The organism is Streptomyces sp. AV19 (assembly GCF_015999245.1).
Taxonomy (GTDB): domain Bacteria; phylum Actinomycetota; class Actinomycetes; order Streptomycetales; family Streptomycetaceae; genus Streptomyces.
Genome location: NZ_JAEAMR010000009.1, coordinates 264,245 through 288,360, shown reverse-complemented (window position 1 = coordinate 288,360; position 24,116 = coordinate 264,245). Strand labels below are relative to the sequence as shown.

Annotated in this window: 25 protein-coding genes and 1 riboswitch; of the genes, 13 read left to right on the top strand and 12 right to left on the bottom strand. The window is 74.0% G+C overall.

Annotated features, from left to right (window positions below):
- Positions 1-40 precede the first annotated feature (40 nt).
- The 3 genes from I5Q34_RS17775 (at position 41) to I5Q34_RS17765 (ending at position 1,120) form a co-directional block, all read left to right on the top strand.
- The gene (locus I5Q34_RS17775) at positions 41-379 is read left to right on the top strand and encodes a hypothetical protein (protein WP_199893270.1); all 339 of its coding nucleotides are present in this window, start codon (positions 41-43) and stop codon (positions 377-379) included.
- Positions 379-645 (top strand): DUF6255 family natural product biosynthesis protein, encoded by a 267-nt coding sequence (locus tag I5Q34_RS17770; RefSeq protein WP_199893269.1) that lies wholly within the window; start codon positions 379-381, stop codon positions 643-645. Before I5Q34_RS17775 ends, I5Q34_RS17770 begins: the two co-directional genes overlap by 1 nt.
- Positions 646-742: 97 nt before the next feature.
- Positions 743-1,120 carry a hypothetical protein gene (locus I5Q34_RS17765; protein WP_199893268.1) on the top strand — a complete coding sequence of 126 codons (378 nt, stop codon included), beginning with the start codon at positions 743-745 and terminating at the stop codon, positions 1,118-1,120.
- A gap of 250 nt (positions 1,121-1,370) precedes the next feature.
- Here I5Q34_RS17765 and I5Q34_RS17760 read toward each other — a convergent pair whose 3' ends face one another.
- From I5Q34_RS17760 to I5Q34_RS17740, 5 genes are all read right to left on the bottom strand, one after another.
- Positions 1,371-2,198 (bottom strand): class II fructose-bisphosphate aldolase, encoded by an 828-nt coding sequence (locus I5Q34_RS17760; protein ID WP_199893267.1) that lies wholly within the window; start codon positions 2,196-2,198, stop codon positions 1,371-1,373.
- Positions 2,199-2,204: 6 nt separating this feature from the next.
- A complete protein-coding gene (locus tag I5Q34_RS17755) occupies positions 2,205-3,134 on the bottom strand; it encodes a 1-phosphofructokinase family hexose kinase (RefSeq protein ID WP_199893266.1) in 930 nt (309 codons plus the stop codon).
- A gap of 129 nt (positions 3,135-3,263) precedes the next feature.
- Positions 3,264-4,418, bottom strand: coding sequence for an N-acetylglucosamine-6-phosphate deacetylase (gene nagA / locus I5Q34_RS17750; RefSeq protein ID WP_199893265.1), 1,155 nt, complete (start codon positions 4,416-4,418; stop codon positions 3,264-3,266).
- Entirely contained in the window at positions 4,418-5,380 is a 963-nt protein-coding gene (locus I5Q34_RS17745; protein WP_199893264.1) for an ROK family protein, read from the bottom strand. Before I5Q34_RS17745 ends, nagA begins: the two co-directional genes overlap by 1 nt.
- A gap of 616 nt (positions 5,381-5,996) precedes the next feature.
- Positions 5,997-6,890, bottom strand: a complete 894-nt coding sequence (locus I5Q34_RS17740) for an SIS domain-containing protein (protein WP_199893263.1) — start codon at positions 6,888-6,890, stop codon at positions 5,997-5,999.
- Between the two features lie 237 nt (positions 6,891-7,127).
- Between I5Q34_RS17740 and I5Q34_RS17735 the strand changes: the two genes are divergently transcribed.
- The 3 genes from I5Q34_RS17735 to otsB all read left to right on the top strand — a co-directional run bounded on the left by I5Q34_RS17735 (position 7,128) and on the right by otsB (position 9,562).
- Positions 7,128-8,363 (top strand): ABC transporter substrate-binding protein, encoded by a 1,236-nt coding sequence (locus I5Q34_RS17735; protein ID WP_234429063.1) that lies wholly within the window; start codon positions 7,128-7,130, stop codon positions 8,361-8,363.
- 11 nt (positions 8,364-8,374) lie between these two features.
- A complete protein-coding gene (locus I5Q34_RS17730) occupies positions 8,375-8,623 on the top strand; it encodes a DUF3263 domain-containing protein (RefSeq protein WP_374193032.1) in 249 nt (82 codons plus the stop codon).
- Between the two features lie 66 nt (positions 8,624-8,689).
- The gene (gene otsB / locus I5Q34_RS17725; protein WP_199893261.1) at positions 8,690-9,562 is read left to right on the top strand and encodes a trehalose-phosphatase; all 873 of its coding nucleotides are present in this window, start codon (positions 8,690-8,692) and stop codon (positions 9,560-9,562) included.
- A 316-nt stretch (positions 9,563-9,878) separates the two neighbouring features.
- Here otsB and I5Q34_RS17720 read toward each other — a convergent pair whose 3' ends face one another.
- Positions 9,879-11,378, bottom strand: a complete 1,500-nt coding sequence (locus I5Q34_RS17720; protein WP_199893260.1) for a trehalose-6-phosphate synthase — start codon at positions 11,376-11,378, stop codon at positions 9,879-9,881.
- 50 nt (positions 11,379-11,428) lie between these two features.
- Positions 11,429-12,376 carry a glucosyl-3-phosphoglycerate synthase gene (locus tag I5Q34_RS17715; RefSeq protein WP_199893259.1) on the bottom strand — a complete coding sequence of 316 codons (948 nt, stop codon included), beginning with the start codon at positions 12,374-12,376 and terminating at the stop codon, positions 11,429-11,431.
- Between the two features lie 198 nt (positions 12,377-12,574).
- Positions 12,575-12,719, top strand: a riboswitch (SAM riboswitch).
- Positions 12,720-12,736: 17 nt separating this feature from the next.
- On the opposite strand from I5Q34_RS17715, the gene thrC reads away from it, so the two are divergent.
- The 4 genes from thrC (at position 12,737) to groL (ending at position 17,012) form a co-directional block, all read left to right on the top strand.
- Positions 12,737-14,005 (top strand): threonine synthase, encoded by a 1,269-nt coding sequence (gene thrC, locus I5Q34_RS17710; RefSeq protein WP_234429062.1) that lies wholly within the window; start codon positions 12,737-12,739, stop codon positions 14,003-14,005.
- 148 nt (positions 14,006-14,153) lie between these two features.
- On the top strand, positions 14,154-14,429 hold the full coding sequence (locus I5Q34_RS17705; protein ID WP_199893257.1) for a MoaD/ThiS family protein: 276 nt from the start codon (positions 14,154-14,156) through the stop codon (positions 14,427-14,429).
- A 438-nt stretch (positions 14,430-14,867) separates the two neighbouring features.
- Complete coding sequence (locus I5Q34_RS17700) at positions 14,868-15,071, top strand: cold-shock protein (RefSeq protein WP_004986573.1); 204 nt, start codon at positions 14,868-14,870, stop codon at positions 15,069-15,071.
- 318 nt (positions 15,072-15,389) lie between these two features.
- Positions 15,390-17,012, top strand: a complete 1,623-nt coding sequence (groL, locus tag I5Q34_RS17695; protein WP_199893256.1) for a chaperonin GroEL — start codon at positions 15,390-15,392, stop codon at positions 17,010-17,012.
- Between the two features lie 20 nt (positions 17,013-17,032).
- Here the strand turns inward: groL and I5Q34_RS17690 are convergent, their stop codons facing one another.
- The 3 genes from I5Q34_RS17690 to I5Q34_RS17680 form a co-directional block, all read right to left on the bottom strand.
- Complete coding sequence (locus I5Q34_RS17690) at positions 17,033-18,484, bottom strand: PTS transporter subunit EIIC (protein WP_199893255.1); 1,452 nt, start codon at positions 18,482-18,484, stop codon at positions 17,033-17,035.
- 273 nt (positions 18,485-18,757) lie between these two features.
- Positions 18,758-19,036, bottom strand: coding sequence for a DUF4031 domain-containing protein (locus I5Q34_RS17685; RefSeq protein ID WP_199893254.1), 279 nt, complete (start codon positions 19,034-19,036; stop codon positions 18,758-18,760).
- Between the two features lie 4 nt (positions 19,037-19,040).
- Positions 19,041-19,403 carry a hypothetical protein gene (locus I5Q34_RS17680; protein ID WP_199893253.1) on the bottom strand — a complete coding sequence of 121 codons (363 nt, stop codon included), beginning with the start codon at positions 19,401-19,403 and terminating at the stop codon, positions 19,041-19,043.
- A gap of 107 nt (positions 19,404-19,510) precedes the next feature.
- Between I5Q34_RS17680 and I5Q34_RS17675 the strand changes: the two genes are divergently transcribed.
- Positions 19,511-20,413 carry a MurR/RpiR family transcriptional regulator gene (locus I5Q34_RS17675; protein ID WP_234429112.1) on the top strand — a complete coding sequence of 301 codons (903 nt, stop codon included), beginning with the start codon at positions 19,511-19,513 and terminating at the stop codon, positions 20,411-20,413.
- Positions 20,410-21,348 (top strand): N-acetylmuramic acid 6-phosphate etherase, encoded by a 939-nt coding sequence (gene murQ, locus I5Q34_RS17670; RefSeq protein ID WP_199893251.1) that lies wholly within the window; start codon positions 20,410-20,412, stop codon positions 21,346-21,348. The genes I5Q34_RS17675 and murQ overlap by 4 nt, the downstream gene beginning before the upstream one ends.
- A 4-nt stretch (positions 21,349-21,352) precedes the next feature.
- Here the strand turns inward: murQ and I5Q34_RS17665 are convergent, their stop codons facing one another.
- Complete coding sequence (locus I5Q34_RS17665; RefSeq protein WP_199893250.1) at positions 21,353-22,057, bottom strand: copper homeostasis protein CutC; 705 nt, start codon at positions 22,055-22,057, stop codon at positions 21,353-21,355.
- A 56-nt stretch (positions 22,058-22,113) separates the two neighbouring features.
- Here I5Q34_RS17665 and I5Q34_RS17660 point away from each other — a divergent pair, with 56 nt between their 5' ends.
- Positions 22,114-22,776, top strand: coding sequence for a hypothetical protein (locus tag I5Q34_RS17660; protein WP_199893249.1), 663 nt, complete (start codon positions 22,114-22,116; stop codon positions 22,774-22,776).
- On the opposite strand, the gene I5Q34_RS17655 is transcribed toward I5Q34_RS17660, so the two are convergent.
- The gene (locus I5Q34_RS17655) at positions 22,763-24,061 is read right to left on the bottom strand and encodes an MFS transporter (protein ID WP_277965522.1); all 1,299 of its coding nucleotides are present in this window, start codon (positions 24,059-24,061) and stop codon (positions 22,763-22,765) included. The two genes, I5Q34_RS17660 and I5Q34_RS17655, sit on opposite strands and share 14 nt — an antisense overlap.
- Positions 24,062-24,116: the final 55 nt, after the last annotated feature.

Genomic DNA, 24,116 nt, shown 5'->3' with positions numbered 1-24,116 from the left:
CCAAGGTGTCTATAGAGGACAGGTGCAAAGGGGTCCGGCAGTGACATACCGAGCAGGCAGCTACGTGGTGGACGTGCGCGACGGCGTCCTCGTACAGGTCGCGGAGGCCGCCGATGACCTCGTACGGGTGCGTGCGCTGAGCGGCGGTGACCCCTGGGGCGTACCGCCCAGTGCCCTGCGCCTGGCGACCCGGGAGGAGCGGCAGGCCGCCGGCCTGCGCCCCTACCAGACCGGCTGCGACGAGTGCGCCGCGCTCGAAGCAGCCAAGAGGAACGCCGCCGAGGGCGGCGACGTCACCCGCTCGCGGAACGCCACCGCTGCCGCGTACACGCACTGGATCGTGGCGCACTCCGCGCCCGCACCGAGGAGGGGCAACTGATGCGAGCCGTAGGACGCTTGGTGCGGCATTGCGAGCACCGCTCCGGCTGGGAGCCGGGCGACGGCGAGGCGCGCTGCCGCGACTGCGGCGCGCGCCGTTTCACGGACTACGCCGCGCTGCGCATGCCGGAGCCCCCGGTGGCGGTCACCGCGCCACCGCGCGACCGGGAGCGGGCCGACCGCTCGGCCGCCACTCTCATCGCGCTCGGGCTCCACAACCTCAGTCGTTGGGGTACGAGTACCAGCATGTGGCGCCTGGCCGTCTGAACGGCGCCTCGGAGCGATCGAGGTCACGCGGGCGGGTGGAGGGCGCCGTACGATCCAGCGGGCTGCGGCATCGCTGCGTCGGAGAGGAGCGCACAGCATGAGCGCACAACCCGCCGAGCGGTCATGCGATCCTCCCGGGCGGCTGCGCACCAGCGCGGAGATCCGGCGTGCTCTTCCCGAGGGTGTGCGTGCCGAGTTCGACCAGGCCATCAGCGGCGCGGCGCTGACCGAGCGGGCGCATGTCCTGGCCCTGTGGTCCGGCATCGCCATCGAGGCCGCCGGTCCCTCCGGTGAGGGCGGCTGGGAGCGCACCCGCTGGAGTGGTACGAGGAGCGACGCGTCGCTGTGCCGACGGGGTTCGACTTCCCCTTTCGTCTCGGACCCTTCGGGCCCAAAGAAAGCGGGCTACGGCGAGGGAGGGGGCGGGCCAATGCCCGTCGCCGGGCGCGGGCCCGCCCCCATTAACCGTGGGTAGCGGGCGATTTGGTTCGTGCCCCGGGCGATCCCGGGCCGCTCGCACGACCAAATCGCCCGCAATCAAACATTCAACGATCACACGGCCGCCGACCTGCACACTCCGCCCTCCCGTCCCGTCCCGGCCCGCCCGCACCCGCGAGCCGGCCCCGGCCCTCCCCTCCCGTAGCCAGCCTTCTTTGGGCCCGAAGGGCCCGAGACGAGGCGGACGCCCGGCAGAGCACCATGCCGCCCCACGAGGTTGCCCGGCGTCAGCCGATCACACGAAGGATCCGCTCCACCGTCGCCGCCATCGCCTCCCGCGCGGGGGCGAGGTAGCGGCGGGGGTCCACCGTGGACGGGTGGGCCTCCAGGAAGGCGCGGATGGCGCCCGTATAGGCCGTGTTGAGGGCCGTGCCCACGTTGATCTTCGCGATGCCGGAGGCGACCGCGCGGCGGAGTTCGTCGTCCGGGACGCCGGACGAGCCGTGGAGGACGAGGGGGACGGGGACGGCGGCGCGGAGGGTTGCGATCAGGGTGTGGTCGAGGGCGGCGGTGCGGGACGTCATCGCGTGGGTGGAGCCGACCGCGACAGCCAACGCGTCCACGCCCGTGTCCGCGACGTACGCCTCCGCCTCCGCCGGGTCCGTGCGGACGCCCGGCGTGTGGGCATCGCCCGGTTTGCCGCCCACGCGGCCCAGTTCGGCCTCCAGCCACAGGCCCCGGGCGTGGGCCCAGCGGGCCGCTTCGGCCGTCGCCTTGACGTTTTCCGCGTAGGGGAGCTTCGACGCGTCGTACATGACGGACGAGAAGTCGTGGGCGGATGCGGCGTGGAGGAGGTCCGCCGACTCGACGTGGTCCAGGTGGAGAGCCAGGGGGGCGGAGGAGGCGCGGGCTACGGCCGAGGCGGCCGAGGCGATGGGCGCCAGGCGGCCGCCGTGGAACTTCACGGCGTTCTCCGAGAGTTGGAGGATGGCCGGGCGGCCCGCCGCCTCCGCGCCCGCCGCGATGGCCTCGGCGTGCTCGACGGTGATGACGTTGAACGCGGCCACGGGCGGCGAGCCGTTCGCCAGCAGGTCCGCAGTGCGGGTCAGGGGCAAGGCGGGTCAACTCCCTCCCAGGGGGACTGCTTTCACCAGCGGCAGTGCCGCCTCGTACGCCCCCTCGTCGTACTCCCCGGCCGTCGCCGCCCGGACCGTCGCGGCCGACAGGGCCACCGCGCGGGTCAGCCGGTCCGGCCACGGGAGGCCCTCCAGCCAGGCCGAGAGGAGGCCGGCGACGGCCGAGTCGCCCGCGCCCGTGGGGTTGCCCTTGACGCGGGCCGGCGGGGTGGCGCGCCAGGTGCCGTCGGGGGTGACGACGAGCATGCCGTCGGGGCCCAGGGTCGCGGCGACCGCGTGGGCGCCGCGGCGCCGGGCGTCGAGGGCCGCGCGCAGGGGCTCCGTCGAGCCGGTGAGGGCGGCGAGTTCGACGGCGTTGGGCTTGACGACGTCGGGGCGGGCCGCGATGCCGCGGCGCAGCGGTTCGCCGTCCGTGTCGAGGAGGACGGGGATGCGGCGGGCCCGGGCCTGGCGGATCAGGTGGGCGTACGCGCCGACCGGTACGCCCGGCGGGAGGCTGCCGCACAGGGCGACGGCCCCCGCGCCGTCGAGGAGCCGGTCGTAGCGGGTGGTGAAGGCGGACCACTCGGCGGGGGTGATCTGCGGGCCCGGCTCGTTGAGTTGCGTCGTGTCGCCGGTGGCCGCGTCGACGACGGCGACCGTGCGGCGGGTGGAGCCGGTGACGGGCACCAGGGCGTCCGTCAGGGCGGGGGAGGTGTCCGAGAGGAGGCGGCGCAGGGTCTCCCCGGTCGGGCCGCCGGCGAAGCCCGTGACAGTGGCGGCGTGGCCCAGCCGGGCCAGGACGCGCGCCACGTTGAGGCCCTTGCCGCCCGGCCGTTCGACCGCGTCGGTGACCCGGTGCGCGGTGTGCGGACGCAGTCTCGGCACCCGGTAGGTGAGGTCGAGCGCGGCGTTGAGCGTGACCGTGAGGATCATCGGCGACCTCTCTCGGACCGGGCGGGCAGGGCGGTGGCGCGTGGACGCGACTGCGGGAGCGATCATGCCAAAACAGCAGCGGCAGGCCCAGACCCGGGACCTGCCGCTGTTCATCAACCTCGGGGAGAACTACCGCACTTCGGGGCGAATCAGCCATTCGCCCTTGCGCATCACGCCGACGAGTTCGAACGCCGCGTCGAGTACGACGAGGTCCGCGTCCTTGCCCTCCTCCAGCGAGCCGACCCGGTCCGACACGCCCAGCAGGCGGGCCGGGGTGGCCGACAGGGCGCGCACGGCGTCCTCGACCGGGAGCCGGTCGACGGTCACCGCGCGGCGGAAGGCCGTGTCCAGGGTCAGGGTCGAGCCGGCGATCGAGCCCGCCGTCGGGCCGTCGGCGATCCGCGCGACCGCGTCCTTGACCTCGACCTTCATCGGGCCCAGCGCGTACATGCCGTCGCTCATGCCGGCCGCGCCCATCGCGTCGGTGATGAACGCGACCCGGTCCGCGCCCGCGCGGGCGAACGCCAGCTCCAGGACGGACGGGTGGAGGTGCGTCCCGTCGTTGATCAGCTCGACGGTGACGCGCTCGTCCTCCAGCAGCGCGGCGATCGGGCCGGGGGCGCGGTGCAGGAGGGACGGCATCGCGTTGAAGAGGTGGGTGGCGACGGTGGCGCCCGCGTCGATGGCGTCGAGGGTCGCCTCGTACGTCGAGTCCGTGTGGCCGACGGCCGCGATGACGCCGTGGTCGGCGAGGAGCCGGACCGAGTCCAGGCCGCCGGGGAGCTCCGGCGCCAGCGTCATCATGCGGGCGGTGCCGTGCGCGGCGTCGAGGAGCTTGCGGACGTCCGACGGGTCGGGGTCGCGCAGCAGGTCCGGCTGGTGCGCGCCGCAGCGGTGCGGGGAGATGAACGGGCCCTCGAAGTGGATGCCCGCCAGCTCGCCCTGCTGGGTCAGCTCGGCGAGGACGGCGGCCTGCCGGGCGAGGTCGTCCAGGTCGCCGGTGACGGTCGAGGCGACCATGGTGGTCGTGCCGTGGGCGCGGTGCGCGCGGACGGCGGTGAGGGCCTCTTCCGGGTCGCCGGAGGAGAAGGAGGCGCCGCCGCCGCCGTGGACGTGCATGTCCACGAAGCCGGGGACGATCCAGTGGCCGGTGAGGTCCCAGGTCGGCGGCTCCTCGGGGGCGTCCGCGACGATGCGGGTGCCCTCGACCGTGAGCCGGCCGTTCTCCGCCACCCCGGTCGGCAGGACGACACGGGCGCCGTCGAGAACCGTTCGTTCGACCATCAGCCGGTTACCTCCGTGGTGTTTGGGGTGTCTGGGGCGCTGAGCAGATCCCGGGCGAGCAGGCCCGCGCCCAGGCAGCCGGCGGTGTCGCCGAGGGCCGCCGGGACGATGAGGGGGATTTTCTGGAAGGTGACGCGCTCCGCGACCGCCGCGCGCAGCGGCCGGAACAGGGTCTCGCCGGCTTCGGCGAGGCCGCCGCCGATGATCAGCGTACGGGGGTCGAGCAGCGTCAGTCCGGTGACGAGGCCGTCGGCGAGGGCGTCGATCGCGTCCTGCCAGACGCGGGCGGCGGCCGGGTCGCCGGCCTCGACGGCGCGGGCGCAGTCGGCGGCGTCGGCCGTCGCGTTTCCGGACGCCTCGGCCCAGGCGCGGCCGATCGCGGCCGCGGAGGCGAGCGTCTCCAGGCAGCCGCGGGCGCCGCAGCCGCAGACCGGGGCGTCGGGGCCGCGGCGTACGGCGATGTGGCCGATCTCGCCGGCGGAGCCGTTGGCGCCCTCCTCGACGCGGCCGTCGATGCCGATCGCGCCCGCGATGCCGGTGCCGAGCGGCACGAACAGGAAGCGGTCGGCGCCCCGGCCGGCGCCGACGCGGCCCTCGGCGAGGCCGGCGGTGCGGGCGTCGTGGCCGAGGGCGACGGGGATGCCGCCCAGCCGACGGCTCAGCAGGTCGCGGAGCGGGAGGTCGCGCCAGCCGAGGTTGGCGGCGTAGACGGCGGTGCCGGTGCGGGTGTCGACGATGCCGGGGACGGCGGCGCCGGCGGCGGCCGGCGGTTCGCCCAGCTCCTTCTCGCCGAGGGCGTACAGCTCCGCGGCGAGGTCGAGGATGCCCTCGACGACGGCCTCCGGGCCGCGGGCGCGGCCGGTGGGCCGGCGGGTCTCGTGCAGGAGCCGGGTGTCCGCGTCGCCGATGAGGGCGGCCTTGATGCCGGTGCCGCCCACGTCGAGGGCGATGACATGTTTCACGGGAGGTAGTGTCGCGCGTGGGGGCGTGAAAGGTCTAGTCCACTCGGGGGAGTGGTGGGTTCGCGGGGCGCTGTTCCCGCGGAGGGGGCGGCGCGTTGGACGGGCGGCGCGCCGTGGCGGCCGTGGGCCGGCGCCTGCGGCGTGGCCCGGCGGCTCCGGCGGCCGAGTGCCCGTCGGCGACTGCGGGTGGTCCGGGGGGCACGCGCCTGCGGCGCGTCGGCCCAGCCCCACCCGCGTGCCACCCGGTGCCCGGCCCACCCCACCCGCGCGCCATCCGGCGCCCTCGCAGTGAGGGTTCGCTCACCGTTGGGGCCCGGGCGCCGTCGGCGTGCGCGGCGGCGTGCGCGGCGGCGGGTGGGGCGGCGCCGCACCGGCTGCGAGCGAGCGCCGCCGACGCGCCGCAGGCGCGTGCTCCGCGACGTGCCGTGGGTCGCCGACGGCGTCCGGCCCCCGCTGGTGGGCGAACGCTGCGGGTTGGGTGCCGGTGGTGCGTGGGTGGGGCTGGGCCGACGCGCCGCAACGCGCCGTAAGTCGTCAGTCGTCGATCGGCGCTCGGCCGGACGGCGCGGGTGCCCGCCGGGCAAAGGCTGAGGCCGCGGCGCCCGCCGCCCGCCCCTCACCGCGTGAGGATCACGCTCCGCGTGAGCCCCCGCGGCCGGTCCGGGTCGTACCCCCGCCGCTCCGCCACCGCGACCGCCGCCCGCTGCGCGCGCACCAGCTCCGCCAGCGGGTCGCCCCCGCCCGCCACCGAGCCGCCCGCCAGGGCCACCGCTTTCTCCAGGCCCTCCGGCAGCGGGCCGAAGGACCACGTCACCCGGCCCGGCCCGGCGATCGCCACCGGCCCGTGGCGGTACTCCATGGACGGGTACGCCTCCGTCCACGCCCCCGCCGCCTCCCTCATCTTCAGCGCCGCCTCCTGCGCGAGCCCGTACGCCCAGCCGCGGCCAAGGAACGTCCACTGCTCCGCCTCCACCACCTCCGCCGGGAGCGGCTCCGCGAGGGCGGCCTCCGCCGCGTCCGCGGCCGCGGCCACCGCGTCCGCGCCGCCGGGCAGGGCGGCCCGCAGCAGCGCCAGGGCCGTCGTCGCGAACCGGGTCTGGACGACGGACTCCTCGTCCGCCCAGTCCAGCACCGCCACCGCGTCCGCCGCCCGCATCACCGGAGTGTCCGGATCGGCGGTCACCGCCAGCAGGGCGGGGCCGCCGCGCAGGGCGGCGAGGAGGTCCAGGACCTCCGTCGTCGTCCCGGAGCGGGTGATCGCCACGACCCGGTCGTACGCGGCGCGCCGCCCCGCCGGGAACTCGGACGCCGGGAACGCGTCCGTCTCGCCGTCCCCCGCCGCCTCCCGCAGCGCGGCGTACCCCTGGGCCATGAACCAGGACGTGCCGCAGCCGGTGACGGCGACCCGTTCGCCGGGAAGCGGAAGCCCCTCGGCGATGGGCGCGGAGGCGGCCCGGCGCCAGCAGTCGGGCTGGGAGACGAGTTCGGACGCGGTACGGGAAACAGCCATGACCTGGGCTCCTCCATGAATCCGGCGGGTCATCCGTGGATAGCAGCCCGGCGGCGGAAAACGGAAGGGTGAGGCCGGGGCGAGTGCCCGTTCGAAGAGCCCTTAAGGTGGCGCGGAAGAGACTCGGAGCGACACGCGGTCTCGGCGAGGTCGGACGATCACAACCACAAGGGCGGAAAGCAAGTGCAGCGGCGGCGTTTCTTGGGTCTCTCGGCGGCGGGTGCCGCCACGGCGGCGATGGCGCCCACGCTCACGGCGTGCAGCGGGGGCGGTCCCGGCGGCAAGACGCTGACGGTGGTCGCGGCCGAGTACGGCGACGGCAAGCCGGAGAACAGCTCCCAGAAGTACTGGGAGTCGGTGGCCCGTACCTTCATGGGCGACCACAGCGGCGTCAAGGTCGAGGTCCAGGTCTACAGCTGGACCGACGTCGACAAGAAGGTCGCCGACATGGTCGCGGCCGGCAACGCGCCGGACATCGCGCAGATCGGCGCGTACGCCGACTTCGCCGCGGCCGGCAAGCTGCTCAGCGCCGACCAGCTGCTCTCCGTCCCCACCCAGGCCGACTTCATCACCTCGATCGGCAATGCGGGCGAGGTGCACCGGATGCAGTACGGCCTGCCGTTCGTCTCCTCCACGCGACTGCTCTTCTACAACAAGGCGCTCTTCGAGAAGGCCGGGATCGCCAAGGCCCCCGAGACGTGGGCCGAGCTCCAGGCCGCGGCCGTCAGGCTGAAGGCCGCCAAGGTGAAGATCCCCTTCGGCCTGCCGCTGGGCCCCGAGGAGGCGCCGGCCGAGACGATGCTGTGGATGCTGGGCGGCGGCGGTGGCTACACCGACAGGAACGGCAACTACACCATCGGTCACTCGAAGAACGTCGAGGCCTTCGAGTGGCTGCGCGACGAGCTCGTCGGCAAGGACCTCACCGGCCCCGGAAACCCCGCCCGCACCAACCGCCAGGAGCTCTTCGACGCCTTCGTCCGCGGCGAGGTCGGCATGCTCCACGGCCACCCGTCCCTGATGCAGCAGGCCGAGGCCAAGGACCTGAAGTACGGGATGGCGCCGCTGCCGGGCCGCACCGGCAAGGCCGCCTCGACCATGGGCGTCGCCGACTGGGTCATGGCGTTCAAGCAGACCGGCCACAAGAAGGAGGTCGGCCAGTTCCTCGACTTCCTCTACAGCACGCAGACCGTGCTGGACTTCACCGGCAAGTACGACCTGCTGCCGGTGACCACCTCCGCGTCCGAGAAGATGATGAAGGACGACGACGCGACGCCGCGGCGCAAGAAGCTGATCCCGTTCCTGCAGCAGCTCAAGAACGCCGAGTTCTACCCCGCCGACAAGACCTCCTGGGCGAAGGTCAGCAAGACGATCAAGGAGAAGATCGGCAGCACCGTCCAGAAGGGTGCCGACGTGCAGGGCATCCTCGACGAGATCCAGCGGGAGGCGGACTCCACGGACGGCGCGTCCCGCTAGCCTTGGCGGCCATGATGTCCGAGCCGTCCGAGCCGTCCGGGCTGTCCGAACGCGACCTCGCCGTCCTCGCCCTGGAACGGGAGCCCTGGCCGGGCCCCGGCGCCAAGGAGCGGGCCGTCCGCGAGCGGCTCGGTATCACCCCGACCCGCTACTACCAGCTGCTCAACGCGCTCCTGGACGACCCGCGGGCCCTCGCGCACGACCCCGTGACCGTCAACCGGCTGCGACGGCTGCGGGAGGCGCGGCGGGCGCGGCGCTGAGCCGTTCCGTTCTGTTCCGGACTCCGTGTCCGTTCTGTTCCGGACTCCGTGGGTAGGGTCGGGGGCATGGGCAGCCATCCCCTTCCGGAACCCGTCACCCCCGCCGGGCGCGAGGGCCTCGCCGCGCTTCTCGCCCGGCCCCAGCGGGCGGTCGTCGCCCTGGACTTCGACGGCACGCTCGCCGAGATCGTGCCCGATCCCGAGCGGGCCCGTGCCCACCCCGGCGCCGTGCCGGTGCTCTCGCGGCTCGCCCCGCGCCTGGCCTCCGTCGCGGTGATCACCGGTCGGCCGGCCGGGGTCGCCGTGCGGTACGGGGGGTTCGCCGGGGTCGCGGGTCTGGAACACCTGGTCGTTCTCGGCCACTACGGCGCGGAGCGCTGGGACGCGGTCTCGGGGACGGTGAGCTCGCCCGCCCCGCATCCCGGCGTCGCGGCCGCCCGGGCGGAGTTGCCCGGCGTTCTCGCCAAATCCGGTGCCTGGCCCGCCACTTGGGCCGAATCCTCGCCCATCGAGAACAAAGGAGGCCAGGCGGTCGCCGTCCACACCCGCCGAGCCCCCGACCCCCAGGCCGCCTTCCACGCCCTCCGCGAGCCGCTGGCCGAACTCGCCGCCCGCCACGGCCTGATCGTCGAACCGGGCCGCCTGGTGCTGGAGCTCCGTCCCCCGGGCATGGACAAGGGCGTCGCCCTCGCGGAGTACGTGCGCGAGGTGGGCGCGGAGTGCGTGCTGTACGCCGGCGACGATCTGGGCGACTTGGCGGCGTTCGGGGCGGTGGAGGCGCTGCGGGGGGAGGGGGTGCGGGGCGTGCTGGTGTGCAGCGGGAGTCCGGAGGTGGCCGAGCTGGCGGCGCGGGCGGATGTGGTGGTGGACGGGCCGGGGGGTGTGGTGAGGCTGTTGGGGGCGGTGGCGGATGCGGTGGGTGGTGGTGCTGGGGGGTGAGTTCTGCCCCCGGCACGCCCTTCCGCCATTTCTTCCGGGGCTCCGCCCCGGGCTCCGGCTCCGCCACGGACGCGCCGTCGGCGTCGGTGGGGGACGCGGAGGGCGGGGGTGATGCCGAGGTCGACGTCCCCTTGGATGACGTCCCCTTGGATCGGGCTTCTTGTCGCCGGAGTCCGAGGAACAGCCGGACGCCGTCACGGCGAGGAGCGCGGCCGAGGCCAGGGCTGTCCGACGCGGTGATGTGGACATGGCCTGATGACTACCCGGGACCATGTCCCGTCAGCCGGGCGGGAGATGCGCGACGGAGCGCGTCAACTCAGGCCGCACGCCCCGCGGTTGGCATCAGCGCCGCCAGTTGCTCGACGAACCATCGCGCCGGCGGCAGCGCCGTCGCCGCCGCGGCCAGCCGCTCGGAGCGCTCCGCGCGCTGGGCCGGGTCCATCAGCAGCGCCTCGTGCAGGGCGCGGGCCGTCGCCGCCACGTCGTACGGATTGACCAGGATCGCGTCCTCGCCCAGCTCCGCCGCCGCGCCCGCCTCCCGGGAGAGCACCAGCGCGCAGCCGTGGTCGGAGACCACCGGGACCTCCTTGGCCACCAGGTTCATCCCGTCCCGGATCGGGTTGACCAGGGCCACGTCCGCCATGCGGTAGGCGGCCAGGGAGCGGGCGAAGTCGTCCTTGACGTGGAGGGCGACGGGGGTCCAGCCGGCCGTGCCCCAGGCCGCGTTGATCTCGCCCGCCACCCGCTCCACCTCGGCGGTGTAGTCGCGGTAGACGGCCAGGTCCTGCCGCGAGGGGTAGGCGAAGGCGATGTGCACCACCTTGCCGCGCCACTGCGGGTGCTCCTCCAGGAGCGCCCGGAAGGCGTGCAGGCCGCGCACGATGTTCTTGGACAGCTCGGTGCGGTCGACGCGGACGATCGTGCGGCGGTCCGGCCCGATCTGCCGCCGCAGCGCCGCCAACCGCTCCTCGACGTCCGGCCGGTGCGCGCGCTCGCGCAGGAAGTCGGCGTCCGCGCCCAGCCCGTGGACGCCGAGCGCCGTCGTCCGCCCTTCGGACCGCACCGCGAGGCGGTCCCCGACGCGCAGGACGTCGGCCCCCAGGACGTCCGCGCAGCACGCGGCGAACGCCTCCGCCCAGCGGCGGGTGAGGAACGCCGCCCGGTCGCCGCCCAGGATGCCGCGCAGCACCTGCGCCGCCACGTCGTCGGGGAGCATCCGGTAGTAGTCCGGCGGGGCCCAGGGCGTGTGGGAGAAGTGGCCGATGCGCAGGTCGGGGCGGCGGGACCGGAGCAGACCGGGGACCAGCGTCAGGTGGTAGTCCTGGACGAGGACGGCGGCGCCCTCGGCCGCCTCCTCGGCGAGCGCGTCCGCGAAGGCCGCGTTGTACGCCTCGTACGCGGCCCACTGCTCGCGGAAGCCGGCGTCGAACTCCGGCTCCAGCGGCGTCTGGTAGAGCATGTGGTGGACGAACCACAGCACCGAGTTGGCCACGTCGTTGTACGCGGTGGCGAAGGTCTCGGCGGGGATGTCCAGCATCCGCACCTGCTGCCCGCCGGTGTCGGCGGGGTCGAGTCTGCGGCCCGCGCGGCGGGCCGCCAGCCGGTCGCCCTCGCCGAGCGCCGCGCACACCCACACCGCCCCGGCCTCCGGCCCGATCGCGCTCAGCCCCGAGACGAGCCCGCCGCCGCCGCGGCCCGCCGTGAGGCCGCCGTCCCCGCCGAGGCGGTAGGTGACCGGGCCCCGGTTGGAGGCCACGACGATCGGGGCCGAGCGAGGGGTGGCATGAGGGGCGGCGTGCACGTGCTCAGCGACCATGACGCCAGCCTTGCCGCGCCGCCAACCGCTCAAACGTACGCCCGGTCCGCTTACGCCGCGCGGTGCCGCGCGTACTCGGGCACATCGGCCATCGGCGGCCGCTCCTCCGTGTCCACCGGGTGCGTCCGCGGGGAGAAACCTTCCGCCGTGCGCTCGAACTGGACGAGTTCCGGCCGCACCAGCGGCCCGCGGCCCAGCCGCAGCTGCGCGGTGCGGTAGATCGCGGCGGCCATCCGGCCCAGCGCCCGCCCGTCCTGGTGGCGGTGCTTGCGCACCCCGACGTCCACCTGCGCGAGCGCGTCGAGCCCCACCGTGTGCAGCGCGTCCACCAGCAGCCCCAGCTCCACCCCGTACCCCACCGGGAACGGCAGCCGCTCCAGCAGCGAGCGCCGCGCCGCGTACTCGCCGCCCAGCGGCTGGACGAAGCCGGCCAGCAGCGGCCAGTGCAGATTGAGCAGCGGGCGGGCCACCAGCTCGGTCACCCGGCCGCCCTGGCCCTCCAGTTCGCCCAGCGGACGGTCGTACATCGCCTTGACGAAGGCCACGTCCGGGTCGGTGAGCAGCGGGCCGACGATCCCCGAGACGAACGACGCCGAGAAGTCGCGCAGGTCGGCGTCCACGAAGCACACGATGTCGCCGCTCGTCACCAGCAGCGACCGCCACAGCACCTCGCCCTTGCCGGGCACCGCGGGCAGCTCCGGCAGCACCGCGTCCCGGTGCTCCACCCGGGCCCCGGCGGCCCGGGCCGCCCGCGCCGTTCCGTCCGTGGAACCGGAGTCGAGCACCACCAGCTCGTCCACCAGGGGCACGTCCCCGGTCATCAGCTCGCGCCGGATCGTGGCCACGATCTCCCCGACCGTGGCCTCCTCGTTCAGAGCGGGCAGTACCACGCTCACGGTGCTCCCCGTCTCGCGCTTGGCGGCGAGCAGCCGGTCGAGCGGACGGTCTGCGGCGGACCAGGACCGCCGGGCCAGCCAGCGCTCCACCTCTTCCAGCACGTGTACGACTCCTCGTTCCCGTTTCCTGTGACGCGTCCCGTCCTGTGACGCATCTCGCTGTGCGGACGCCCCTCTCAAGGGTCCGCACCTTCCGATACAGTCTTGAACAACGCGGAGCCCGCCCGTATGTCGGGGTCCCGCGCGCATGCACCGCATGTCACAAACGCCCGGGTGACCACAGACCGCCCGGCGCCATACCGCTCATCCAGAGGGGCAGAGGGACACGGCCCGATGAAGCCCCGGCAACCCTCCAGCCGGTCTCCGTTCGCAGGAACGCGAGGCTCCCGGCGGGGAAGGTGCCAATTCCGTCTCGTGGCGAGGTTCGCCACGGGGAAGATGAGGAGAAAGGGCCTCGCCTCCATGGCTGTGCAAGCCGTCGAACGCGTCACGTCTTTCGGTCCCGCCGTCGCTCTCTCCTGCCGCGAGTGCGGCGAGCGCTTCGACCTCGGACCGGTCTTCGCCTGTGCCTCCTGCTTCGGTCCGCTGGAGGTCGCCTACGAGCTCCCGGCCGGCGACCCGGAGGGCCTGCGGCGCCGCATCGAGTCCGGGCCGGCGAACATCTGGCGCTACGCCCCCCTGCTGCCCGTCCCCGCCGACGTCGCGGACAAACCGAACCTCAACCCCGGCTTCACCGCGCTCGTCCGGGCCGACAACCTCGCCCGCGAACTGGGCGTCACCGGCGGCCTGTTCGTCAAGGACGACTCCGGGAACCCCACCCACTCCTTCAAGGACCGCGTCGTCGCCGTCGCCGTCGAGGCGGCGCGGGCCTTCGGCTTCACGACGCTGTCCTGTTCGTCGACCGGGAACCTGGCCGGCGCGGTCGGCGCCGCCGCGGCCCGCGCGGGCCTGCGCTCCTGCGTCTTCATCCCGCACGACCTGGAGGCCGGCAAGGTCGTCATGGCCGCGGTGTACGGCGGCGACCTGGTCGGCATCGAGGGCACCTACGACGACGTGAACCGCTTCTGCTCCGAGCTGATCGGCGATCCGGCGGGGGAGGGCTGGGGCTTCGTCAACGTCAACCTGCGCCCCTACTACGGGGAGGGCTCCAAGACCCTCGCGTACGAGATCTGCGAGCAGCTGGGATGGCGGCTGCCGGACCAGATCGTGGTCCCCGTCGCCTCGGGCTCCCAACTCACGAAGATCGACAAGGGGTTGCGGGAGCTGATCGCGCTGGGGCTGGTCGAGGACCGCCCCTACCGGATCTTCGGCGCCCAGGCGACGGGGTGCGCGCCGGTCTCCCGGGCGTACAAGGACGGCCACGACGTCGTCCGCCCGGTGAAGCCGGACACGATCGCGAAGTCGCTGGCCATCGGCAATCCGGCGGACGGGCCGTACGTGCTCGACATCGCCCGGCGCACGGGCGGGGCGGTGGAGGACGTGACGGACGAGGAGGTCGTGGACGCGATCCGGCTGCTCGCCCGGACGGAGGGGATCTTCGCGGAGACGGCCGGCGGGGTGACGGTCGGCGTCACCCGCAAGCTCCTGCGGGAGGGCGTGCTGGATCCGTCCCTGACGACGGTCGTCCTGAACACGGGCGACGGCCTCAAGACGCTGGACGCGGTGGCGGCGGGGCCGCGGGCGACGATCCGGCCGAGCGTGGAGGCGTTCCGGGAGGCGGGGTTGGGGTAGCGGGGCGGCTGTCTCTCGGGGGTTTGTTCCTCCCCGCCCCCGCCCCGGAAGAAACGGTGAAAGGGCGGGGCGGGGGCGGACCACGCCGTCGGGCACCCATGAACTACCCGCACCACAACACACATCACCCAGAAAGCGAGCCCACCCCATGAGCGTCACCGTCCGCATCCCCACCATCCTCCGCACCTACACCGCCGGTAAGACCGAGGTCCCCGCCGAGGGGGCCACCCTCGCCGAGGTGATCGCCGATCTGGACCGGAGCCACCCCGGCATCGGGGCCCGCGTCCTCGACGACGCCGGCAAGCTGCGCCGCTTCGTGAACGTCTACGTCAACGACGACGACGTCCGCTTCGGGGGCGGCCTCGCCGCGCCCACCCCCGACGGCGCCGGGGTCTCGATCATCCCGGCCGTCGCGGGAGGCTGACCGGCACCGGCCGGCGGCGCGCCAACTCCCTTTTCGCAGCAAGCCTGTACAAAACACGGACCACCCCGGCCGCGAAGCGGACGGGGTGATTCCGTCTGTTGAAGCGCGATACAGTTGGGGCGTTCCCCCTTCGGTGTCAGAGCCGAACGCATATGAGAACCCGTCAATTTGCACAGGAAATACGTGCGCGAATTGTCGCGATGGTGCAGTCTGTCCGGCCCGACTTGCCCTGGAACCACCCCAGTTCGCCGGGTATCACCGCTCGGCCTCCCCGGGATTTCTCGTCCGTCTGACCTGTTGCAGACGGCATCCGTGCAGATACATTCAGCCGCGGTCGACGCGTTCCGGCGCACACCTCTGGGTGTCACGAGGGGTGAGGTCTGACCCGGGTCCGCGAAGTGCGGTCCTGCGCAAGGGCCAGTAATAGGGGAGTTAGGCATGGCTCAGGGCACCGTCAAGTGGTTCAACGCGGAGAAGGGGTACGGCTTCATCGCGGTCGACGGTGGTGCGGATGTTTTCGTCCACTACAGCGCGATCCAGATGGACGGCTACCGCACCCTGGAGGAAGGCCAGCGGGTCGAGTTCGAGATCTCGCAGGGCCAGAAGGGACCGCAGGCAGACATGGTGAGGGTGACCGCCTGACCGCGGCGCATCGACCACCGGATCCTCAGCTTGGCGAAGGGCCCGCACCCCGCAGGTGCGGGCTCTTCGTGCGCCCGGAGGCGGGTACGGAGACGTCCGCACCACACGGATGGTTCCCCGCAGACGGCCTTGCACTCTCGGGTGCCGAGTGCTAATCATTGGCTTAGCACTCTCCGAGTGAGAGTGACAGACTTGTGGACCGTCGGTGAGGTCCGCGGGCCCGGCGGGGCAAGGAACCGCCGAGCACGCAGGCCGTCCGTCGCGGGCGCCAGCGCGGTCCGGAGCAACCACCCGTCCCGTCTGGGAGGACCACTTCACATGGCCAAGATCATCGCGTTCGACGAGGAGGCACGGCGCGGTCTCGAGCGCGGGATGAACCAGCTCGCCGACGCCGTCAAGGTCACCCTCGGCCCCAAGGGCCGCAACGTCGTCCTCGAGAAGAAGTGGGGCGCCCCCACGATCACCAACGATGGTGTGTCCATCGCCAAGGAGATCGAGCTGGAGGACCCGTACGAGAAGATCGGCGCCGAGCTGGTCAAGGAGGTCGCGAAGAAGACGGACGACGTCGCCGGTGACGGCACGACGACCGCGACCGTCCTCGCCCAGGCGCTGGTCCGCGAGGGCCTGCGCAACGTCGCCGCGGGTGCCAACCCGATGGCGCTGAAGCGCGGCATCGAGAAGGCCGTCGAGGCCGTCTCCGGTGCGCTGCTCGACCAGGCCAAGGAGGTCGAGACCAAGGAGCAGATCGCCTCCACGGCCTCCATCTCCGCCGCCGACACCCAGATCGGCGAGCTCATCGCCGAGGCCATGGACAAGGTCGGCAAGGAAGGCGTCATCACCGTCGAGGAGTCCCAGACCTTCGGTCTGGAGCTGGAGCTCACCGAGGGTATGCGCTTCGACAAGGGCTACATCTCGGCGTACTTCGCCACCGACATGGAGCGTATGGAGGCCTCCCTCGAGGACCCGTACATCCTGATCGTCAACTCGAAGGTCTCCTCGGTCAAGGACCTGCTCCCGCTGCTGGAGAAGGTCATGCAGTCGGGCAAGCCGCTGCTGATCATCGCCGAGGACGTCGAGGGCGAGGCCCTCTCCACCCTCGTGGTCAACAAGATCCGCGGCACCTTCAAGTCCGTCGCCGTCAAGGCCCCGGGCTTCGGCGACCGCCGCAAGGCCATGCTCGGTGACATCGCCATCCTCACCGGCGGCACGGTCATCTCCGAGGAGGTCGGCCTCAAGCTGGAGAACGCCGGTCTCGACCTGCTCGGCCGCGCCCGCAAGGTCGTCATCACCAAGGACGAGACCACCATCGTCGACGGTGCCGGCGACAGCGACCAGGTCCAGGGCCGCGTCAACCAGATCCGCGCCGAGATCGAGAACAGCGACTCGGACTACGACCGCGAGAAGCTCCAGGAGCGCCTCGCGAAGCTGGCCGGCGGCGTGGCCGTCATCAAGGCCGGTGCCGCGACCGAGGTCGAGCTCAAGGAGCGCAAGCACCGCATCGAGGACGCCGTTCGCAACGCGAAGGCGGCCGTCGAGGAGGGCATCGTCGCCGGCGGTGGCGTGGCCCTGCTCCAGGCCGCCCAGGTCTTCGAGAAGCTGGACCTCGAGGGCGACGAGGCCACCGGTGCCAACGCCGTGAAGCTGGCCCTGGAGGCCCCGCTGAAGCAGATCGCCGTCAACGGTGGTCTCGAGGGCGGCGTCGTCGTGGAGAAGGTCCGCAACCTGGCCGTCGGCCACGGCCTCAACGCCGCGACCGGCGAGTACGTGGACATGATCGCCGAGGGCATCATCGACCCGGCCAAGGTCACCCGCTCCGCGCTGCAGAACGCCGCGTCCATCGCGGCCCTGTTCCTCACCACCGAGGCCGTCATCGCCGACAAGCCGGAGAAGGCCGCCGCGGCCGCTCCGGGCGGCATGCCCGGCGGTGAGATGGACTTCTGAGCCACGCGTTCCACGCGGGCTCACCGGTCCTGAACCGAGCCGAGGGCGGCATCCCCGTTGTCACGGGGGTGCCGCCCTCGGGCGTTTTCCGGCTCCGGGGCAAGCTTCTCCTTCTCGGCCTCCTTCTCGGCGGGGAATCCGAAGAGGTATGTGGTGACGAAGCCGGCCGCGTACCCCGCCGCGAGCCCCGCGCCGTAGACGGCCGCCGCGCGCAGCACCCCGTGCTCCCCCTTGAGCAGCGGGAACAGGGCCCAGCCCGAGGGGCCGATCGCGGTGGCGCCGATCGCGCCGCCGAACTGTTCCAGCAGGCCCAGGAAGCCGCCGCCGATCGCCCCGCCGACGCACGCCGTGACGAACGGGCGGCCCAGCGGCAGCGACACCCCGTAGATCAACGGCTCCCCGATGCCCAGCAGGCCCGCCGGCAGCGCGGACCGGACCGTCCGGCGCACGGCCGCGTCCCGGGCCACCCGGACGTACACCGCCAGCGCCGCGCCGACCTGCCCCGCGCCCGCCGTCGCGAGCAGCGGCAGCAGGACCGTGGAGCCCTGCTGGGCGATCAGCGTGGTGTGCACCGGGATCAGCGCCTGGTGCAGCCCCAGCATGACCAGCGGCAGGAACAGCCCGCCCAGCACCAGCCCGGCGGCCGCGCCGCCCTCGGCCGGCAGCCGGTCCGCGAACTGCCCGACGACGGTGGCGACTTCGCCCGACAGCCACATCAGCCCGTAGAGCGCGACCAGCCCCGGGAGCAGGACCGTGACCGTCGGCACGACCAGGACGCCGAGCGTCTCGGGCACGAGGCGGCGGCACGCCCTCTCCACGTACACGGCCAGGAGTGCCGCGGCGAGCGCGCCGAGCACCCCGCCCTGACCGGGCGTCAGCCGTGCGCCGAACGCGTGCACCTGGGCGACCCCCGGCCAGACCGTGACCGCGGCCACCGCGCCGCCGAGGACGGGCGTCCCGCCGAACTCCTTCGCGGTGTTGTACCCGACGAACACCGCGATCAGCGACATGAAGCCGGAGGCGGTGGCGGTGAGCGCCGTGACGAGCCCCGGCAGGCGGTGCAGGTTGGCGAGCAGGCCCGCGAGGCCGGCGACGATCCCGCAGCCGATCAGGGCCGGGATCAGGGGGACGAAGATCTGGGCGACGCGGCGGAGGGCGAGTTTGGGCGGGGTGGCGTTGCGGGTCCTGTGCTCGGTGCGGAGCGTCTCCGCGCGGCGGAGCTGTTCGAGGTCGGCCGCGACCCGGGTGACGGCCCCCGGACCCAGGACGATCTGGCAGGTCTCGGCGTCGGTGACGAGGCCGAGGACGCCGGGGAGGGCGCGGAGTTCGGCGGCGCGGAGGGCGGTGGGGTCGTGGAGGGTGAGGCGGAGGCGGGTCATGCAGGTGGTGGCGGAGACGATGTTGGCGGGGCCGCCGAGGAGGGGGAGGAGGGCGGGGGCGAGGGGGCGGGTGTGGGGCGCGGGTGGGGGCATGGGTTTTCTTTTCCCCCACCCCGCCCCTTCCCGTAACCGGGGCACGGCCCCGGGCCCCGAGCGCGGCTCCGCCGCGCAAGTGCCCTCCGGGCGCTGTCCTCAAGCGCCGGACGGGCTGAATCAGCCCGTCCGGCGCTTGAGGACAGCGCCCGGAGCGCGGTTTCGGGGGTGCAGGGGGCGGAGCCCCCGCCCGACCGCGCGGCGGAGCCGCGCTCGGGGCCGGGCGGAGCCCGGGAGAAACGGTGAAAGGGCGGGGCTGGGGCAAATACCCCCCTACACCAGCCCCCGCCTCCGCAAGCCCTTCCTCCGGCGCAAGCCCGCGCCCACCAGCACCCGGACCACCTCCCGGCTGCTGATCTCCACCGCGCCCAGCCGCACGGCGTCCCCGTACGCCGACGACGCCACGTCGTAGTGGTCACCGTCGAACGCCCGGGGCGGCAGGCCCATCCGGGCCGCGAACGCGTGCAGTTCCTCGAAGCTCGCGTCGCTCACCAGGTGGGACCACATCCGGCCGTGGCCGGGCCACAGCGGCGGGTCGATGTACAGAGCCATGGGGTCAGTCGTGCAGTGCGGAGGAGAGGTGGCCCACCGGTGCCACCAGCACCGCCTGCTTCGTGCAGGCCCAGTGCGGGTCGGGGCCCAGCTCCGGCTCGACCTCCAGCGCGTGGGGATCGCCCGAGTGCACGCACACCGGGCACAGCGGCCAGCGGCCGTGCCGTTCCAGCAGCGCGTCCTGGACGTCCTGGGCGATGAGCCCGGCCACGAAGGCGGCGCCCTCCGGCCACTGCTCGACCCACCACCGCCGCGCCGCCACCGCGTCCTCGACCAGGGAGACGATGTCCGGCTCGGCCACGCGCCCGGCGGTCAGGTCGGCGAGGACGAGGGCCCGGGCCGCGTGCAGTGCTTGTTCGAGCTCCATGGCGCCATTGTCCGGGACACCGGAGGTTGACGGCACATCGGGCCGAAAATACCTTTCACGGTGTGAGCCGCGATCCGAAGGAAAGCGCCGAAGCTCCGCTCCGTCCCCTGCGGCATTCCCCCGTGCTCCCGCCCCCGGCCGCCCTGGTCGCCAAGGTCCGCACGCTCGCCCCGTCCATGACCCGCTCCATGCAGCGCGTGGCCGACGCCCTGGTGGCCGACCCGGCCGGTTCCGCCGCGCTCACCGTCACGGCCCTCGCGGAGCGCACCGGCACCAGCGAGGCCACCGTCGTGCGCACCGCCCGCGCCCTGGGCTACCCGGGCTACCGCCATCTGCGCCTCGCCCTCGCCGCGCTCGCCGCCGAGCAGGCGGCCGGCCGGGCCCCGGCCGTCACCCCGGACATCACCGTGGACGACCCGCTGGACCGGGTGGTCGCCAAGCTCGCCCACGAGGAGGCGCGCTGCCTGGCCGACACGGCCGCCGCCCTCGACACCACGGCCCTGGAGGCGGCCGTGGCCGCGCTCGCGACGGCCCGGCGCGTCGACGTCTACGGCATAGGCGCCTCCCATCTCGTCGGCCAGGACCTGGTCCAGAAGCTGCTGCGGATCGGGCTCATCGCGCACGCGCCCCCCGACCCCCACCTGGCCGTCACCACCGCCGTCCAGCTGCGCCCGGGCGACGTGGCGCTCGCGATCAGCCATTCGGGCGCCACGACGGACGTCATCGAGCCGCTGCGGGTCGCCTTCGAGCACGGCGCGACCACGGTCGCGGTCACCGGCCGCCCGGACGGCGGGATAGGGCAGTACGCCGATCACGTCCTGACCACGTCCTCGGCGCGGGAGAGCGAGCTGCGCCCGGCGGCGATGTCCAGCCGGACGAGCCAGCTCCTCGTCGTGGACTGCCTGTTCGTCGGCGTCGCGCAGCGGACGTACGACCGCGCGGCGCCCGCCCTGTCCGCCTCCTACGAGGCGCTCGTCCACCGCCACGACCCGGCAGAGGATCACCGATGACGTCCACCGCCGCCTTCGCGGCCCTCCGCGCCCAGCTCGCGGCGCTGACCACCGAGGCGTTCCGCCCCGAGCTCGCGGACCTCGACCGGCTGCCGACCCGGGCCATCGCCGAGCTGATGAACGCCGACGACGCGGCGGTCGCCGCCGCCGTCGCCGGGCAGCTCCCCCGGATCGCCGCCGCGATCGACGCCATCGCCGAACGGATGGGCCGCGGCGGCCGGCTGGTCTACGCGGGCGCCGGCACGGCTGGCCGGCTCGGCGTGCTGGACGCGAGCGAGTGCCCGCCGACCTTCGCCACCGGCCCGGGGCAGGTGGTCGGGCTCGTCGCGGGCGGGCCGGACGCGCTGGTCAACGCGGTCGAGGGGGCGGAGGACCGGGCGGAGGCGGCGGTGGCCGACCTGGCCGCGCTCGGGCTGACGGCCGACGACGCGGTCGTCGGCGTCTCCGCGTCCGGCCGCACGCCGTACGCGGTCGGGGCCGTCGAGCACGCGCGGCGGGCCGGGGCGCTGACGGTCGGGCTGTCCTGCAACGCGGGGTCCGCGCTGGGGGCGGCGGCGGAGCACGCGATCGAGGTGGTCACCGGGCCCGAACTGATCACCGGATCCACCCGGTTGAAGGCCGGCACGGCCCAGAAGCTCGTCCTCAACATGATCTCGACCATCACGATGGTCCGGCTCGGCAAGACCTACGGGAACCTGATGGTCGACCTCCGCGCCTCCAACGACAAGCTGCGCGCCCGGGCGCGGCGGATCGTCGCGCAGGCCACGGGGGCGGGGGACGCGGAGATCGAGGCGGCGCTCGCGGAGACGGGCGGCGAGGTGAAGAACGCGATCCTCGTGCTGCTGGGCGGGGTGGACGGGCCGGCCGCCGCCCGGCTGCTGGCGGCGGCGGACGGCCGGCTGCGTCCCGCACTGGACGCGGCGCGGGAGCGGTAGCCCGCTACGCGCCGCTGTCCAGCGCCTCCCGCCACACGCGTACCGCTCCCGCGTCCACCGGGCCCGACCAGCCGGCCGGGCGCGAGGCGCCGCCGATGTGGAATCCGTCGATCCCGGCGGCCCGCAGCACCGGTACGTGCTTGAGCGCCAGTCCGCCGCCGGCCAGGATCCGCGGCTCGTACCCCGCGTCGTCCCCGCGCGCCGCCTCGGCCAGCAGCGTCGCCAGGCCGTCGTCCACGCCGGACGGCGAGCCGGCGGTGAGGTAGGTGTCCAGGCCGGGCCGGTCCGCGAGCTGCTTGCGCAGGGCGTCCCGGTCCGCGGCGCGGTCGATCGCCCGGTGGAAGGTCCACCGTGCCTGCGGCCCGATCGCCTCCACCACGGCCGTCACCGCCGCGAGGTCGGCCAGGCCGTCGTCGTCGAGGAAGCCGAGGACGTACTCCGACGCCCCCTCCGCCCGCAGCTCCGCCGCCGTCGCGCAGAGCGCGTCCAGCCCGGCCGGGCCGCCGGCGGAGAAGTCGTTGGACGCCCGCAGCATCACGCGGACGGGCAGGTCGCAGGCCGACCGCACCCGGGCGAAGGTCTCGCGCGCGGGGGTCAGGCCGTCGGCGGCCATGTCGCTGACCAGTTCCAGCCGGTCCGCCCCGCCGGCCTGTGCCGCCGCCGCGTCCTCCGGGCCGAGCGCGATTACCTCGAGAATTGGTCTAGACATGTAGCAAGGGTGCCACACGCGGACACCGACGAGGAAGCGTGCCCCACAATTGGCCCATGGCCACCACCCATGGACTGCAGGAGCGCTGGACCGGGACGGTCCTCGCGGCCCGGTCGGCGGACGCCGGCGCGCCGCGCCCCGGCCCGGATCCCGGCCCGTACGCCGAGGAGCTCCTCAAGCGCTGGTCCGAACCGCAGCGCCGCTACCACACGGTCACCCACCTGGCCGCCGTCCTGGACCGGGTGGACGAACTGGCCGGCCACGCCGAGGATCCGGTGGCCGTCCGCCTCGCCGCCTGGTTCCACGACGCGGTCTACCTGCCCGAACGCTCCACCAACGAGGAGCGCAGCGCCCGGCTGGCGGAGCGGGCCCTGGCCGAACTGGGCGTCCCCGCCGCGCGCGTGGCCGAGGTGGCCCGGCTCGTCCGGCTGACGGTCGGTCACGACCCGGCCCCCGGGGACAGGAACGGCGAGGTGCTCTGCGACGCGGACCTCGCGGTGCTGGGCGGCTCGCCCGAGGCGTATGCGACGTATGCGGCGGAGGTGCGGCAGGAGTACGGGTTCGTGCCGGACGAGGCGTTCCGGGCGGGGCGGGCGGATGTGCTGCGTCAACTGCTCGGGCTTCCGCGGCTGTTCCGTACGGAGCGGGGGTACGAGCGGTGGGAGCGGGTGGCGCGGCATAACTTGGGGACGGAGCTGGCGTTGCTCACCGGCGTGTGAGTTGACCGATCCAGCCCGTCCGGCGCTTGAGGACTAACGCGGCGAAGCCGCGTTGCGGGCCCGGGGCGCAGCCTCGGAGGAAACGGTGAAATGGGGGTGCCCCCTCTGGGGGAGGGTCCGGGGCGTATTCCCTACGCGCCCAGCGCCGGTCGACCGCCGCACCGTCACGAACGAGACCCCCCACGCGCCCACGGCCAACCCCGCCGACACCAGCGGGAACCACCGCTCCCCGAGCACCCCGATCGCCCCGCTCCCCACGGCCCCGGCCGACGCCACCCCCAGGTACAGCGCGCTGCTGTTGAGCGAGATCAGCAGCGGTGCGTTCGGCGGGTCGATGGAGGCCATCCGGTGGGGGAGCGCGACGCTCACGGCCCAGCCGGCCAGGGGGGGAGACCACCGCGTACGCCAGCGCCCCCGGCAGGCTGCGCGACAGCCACGGCAGTGCCGCGAACGCGAGTCCGGCGGCCACACTGCCCGCGAGCAGCACCGTCCGCACCCCGAGCCGGTCCACCAGCCGTCCGCCCAGCCAGCTGCCCGCGATCGACGCGAGGCCGGTGGCCAGCAGGATCAGGCTGAGCCGGCCCTGGTCGCCGCCCGTCGCGGGGCGGACGGCCGTGGCCAGGTAGATGTAGACGGAGTTGAAGGCGAGGAAGAAGACGAGCGTGGTGGTCGCACCGGCCGCCACCCGCCGGTTCCGCAGCGGCGCCAGCCGTTCCCGCAGGCCGGGCGCCCCGGCCGGTGCGGGCAGGCCGCGCATCAGCAGCGCGAGGCCCGCGAACGCGACGACGCCGAGCGCCGCGATCAGCCACATCGTCCGGCGCCAGTCCGCGCTTCCGAGGTAGGCGCCGAGCGGTACGCCGAGCGCCGTGGCCACCGTCATCCCGCCCAGCACGGTGGCGAGCGCCCGTCCGCGCCGCTCGGGCGGGGCGAGGGCGGTGGCGACGGCCGCGGCGGTCGGCGAGTAGAGCGCGGCACCGGCCGCGGCGAGCACCCGCGTGGCGAGGAGGGTGCCGTAGCCGGGGGCGAGCGCGCTGAGCGCGTTGGCGAGGGTGAAGACCCCCATCGCGGCGAGCAGCAGCCGGCGGCGGTCCCAGCGGGCGGTCAGCGCGGCCAGGACCGGCGCCAGCAGCGCGTAGGACAGGGCGAAGACGGAGACCAGCTGACCGGCCGCGGAGACGGAGACGCCGAGGTCGCCGGCGATCCCGTCGAGGATCCCGGCCATGACCATGGTGTCGGTGCCCACGGCGAACGTGCCGAGGGCGAGCAGGAGCAGGCGCAGACGCACGGGTGCCCTTCCGGGACGAGAGGTAAGGTTGGACGCACGTCAAACAATAGAGATT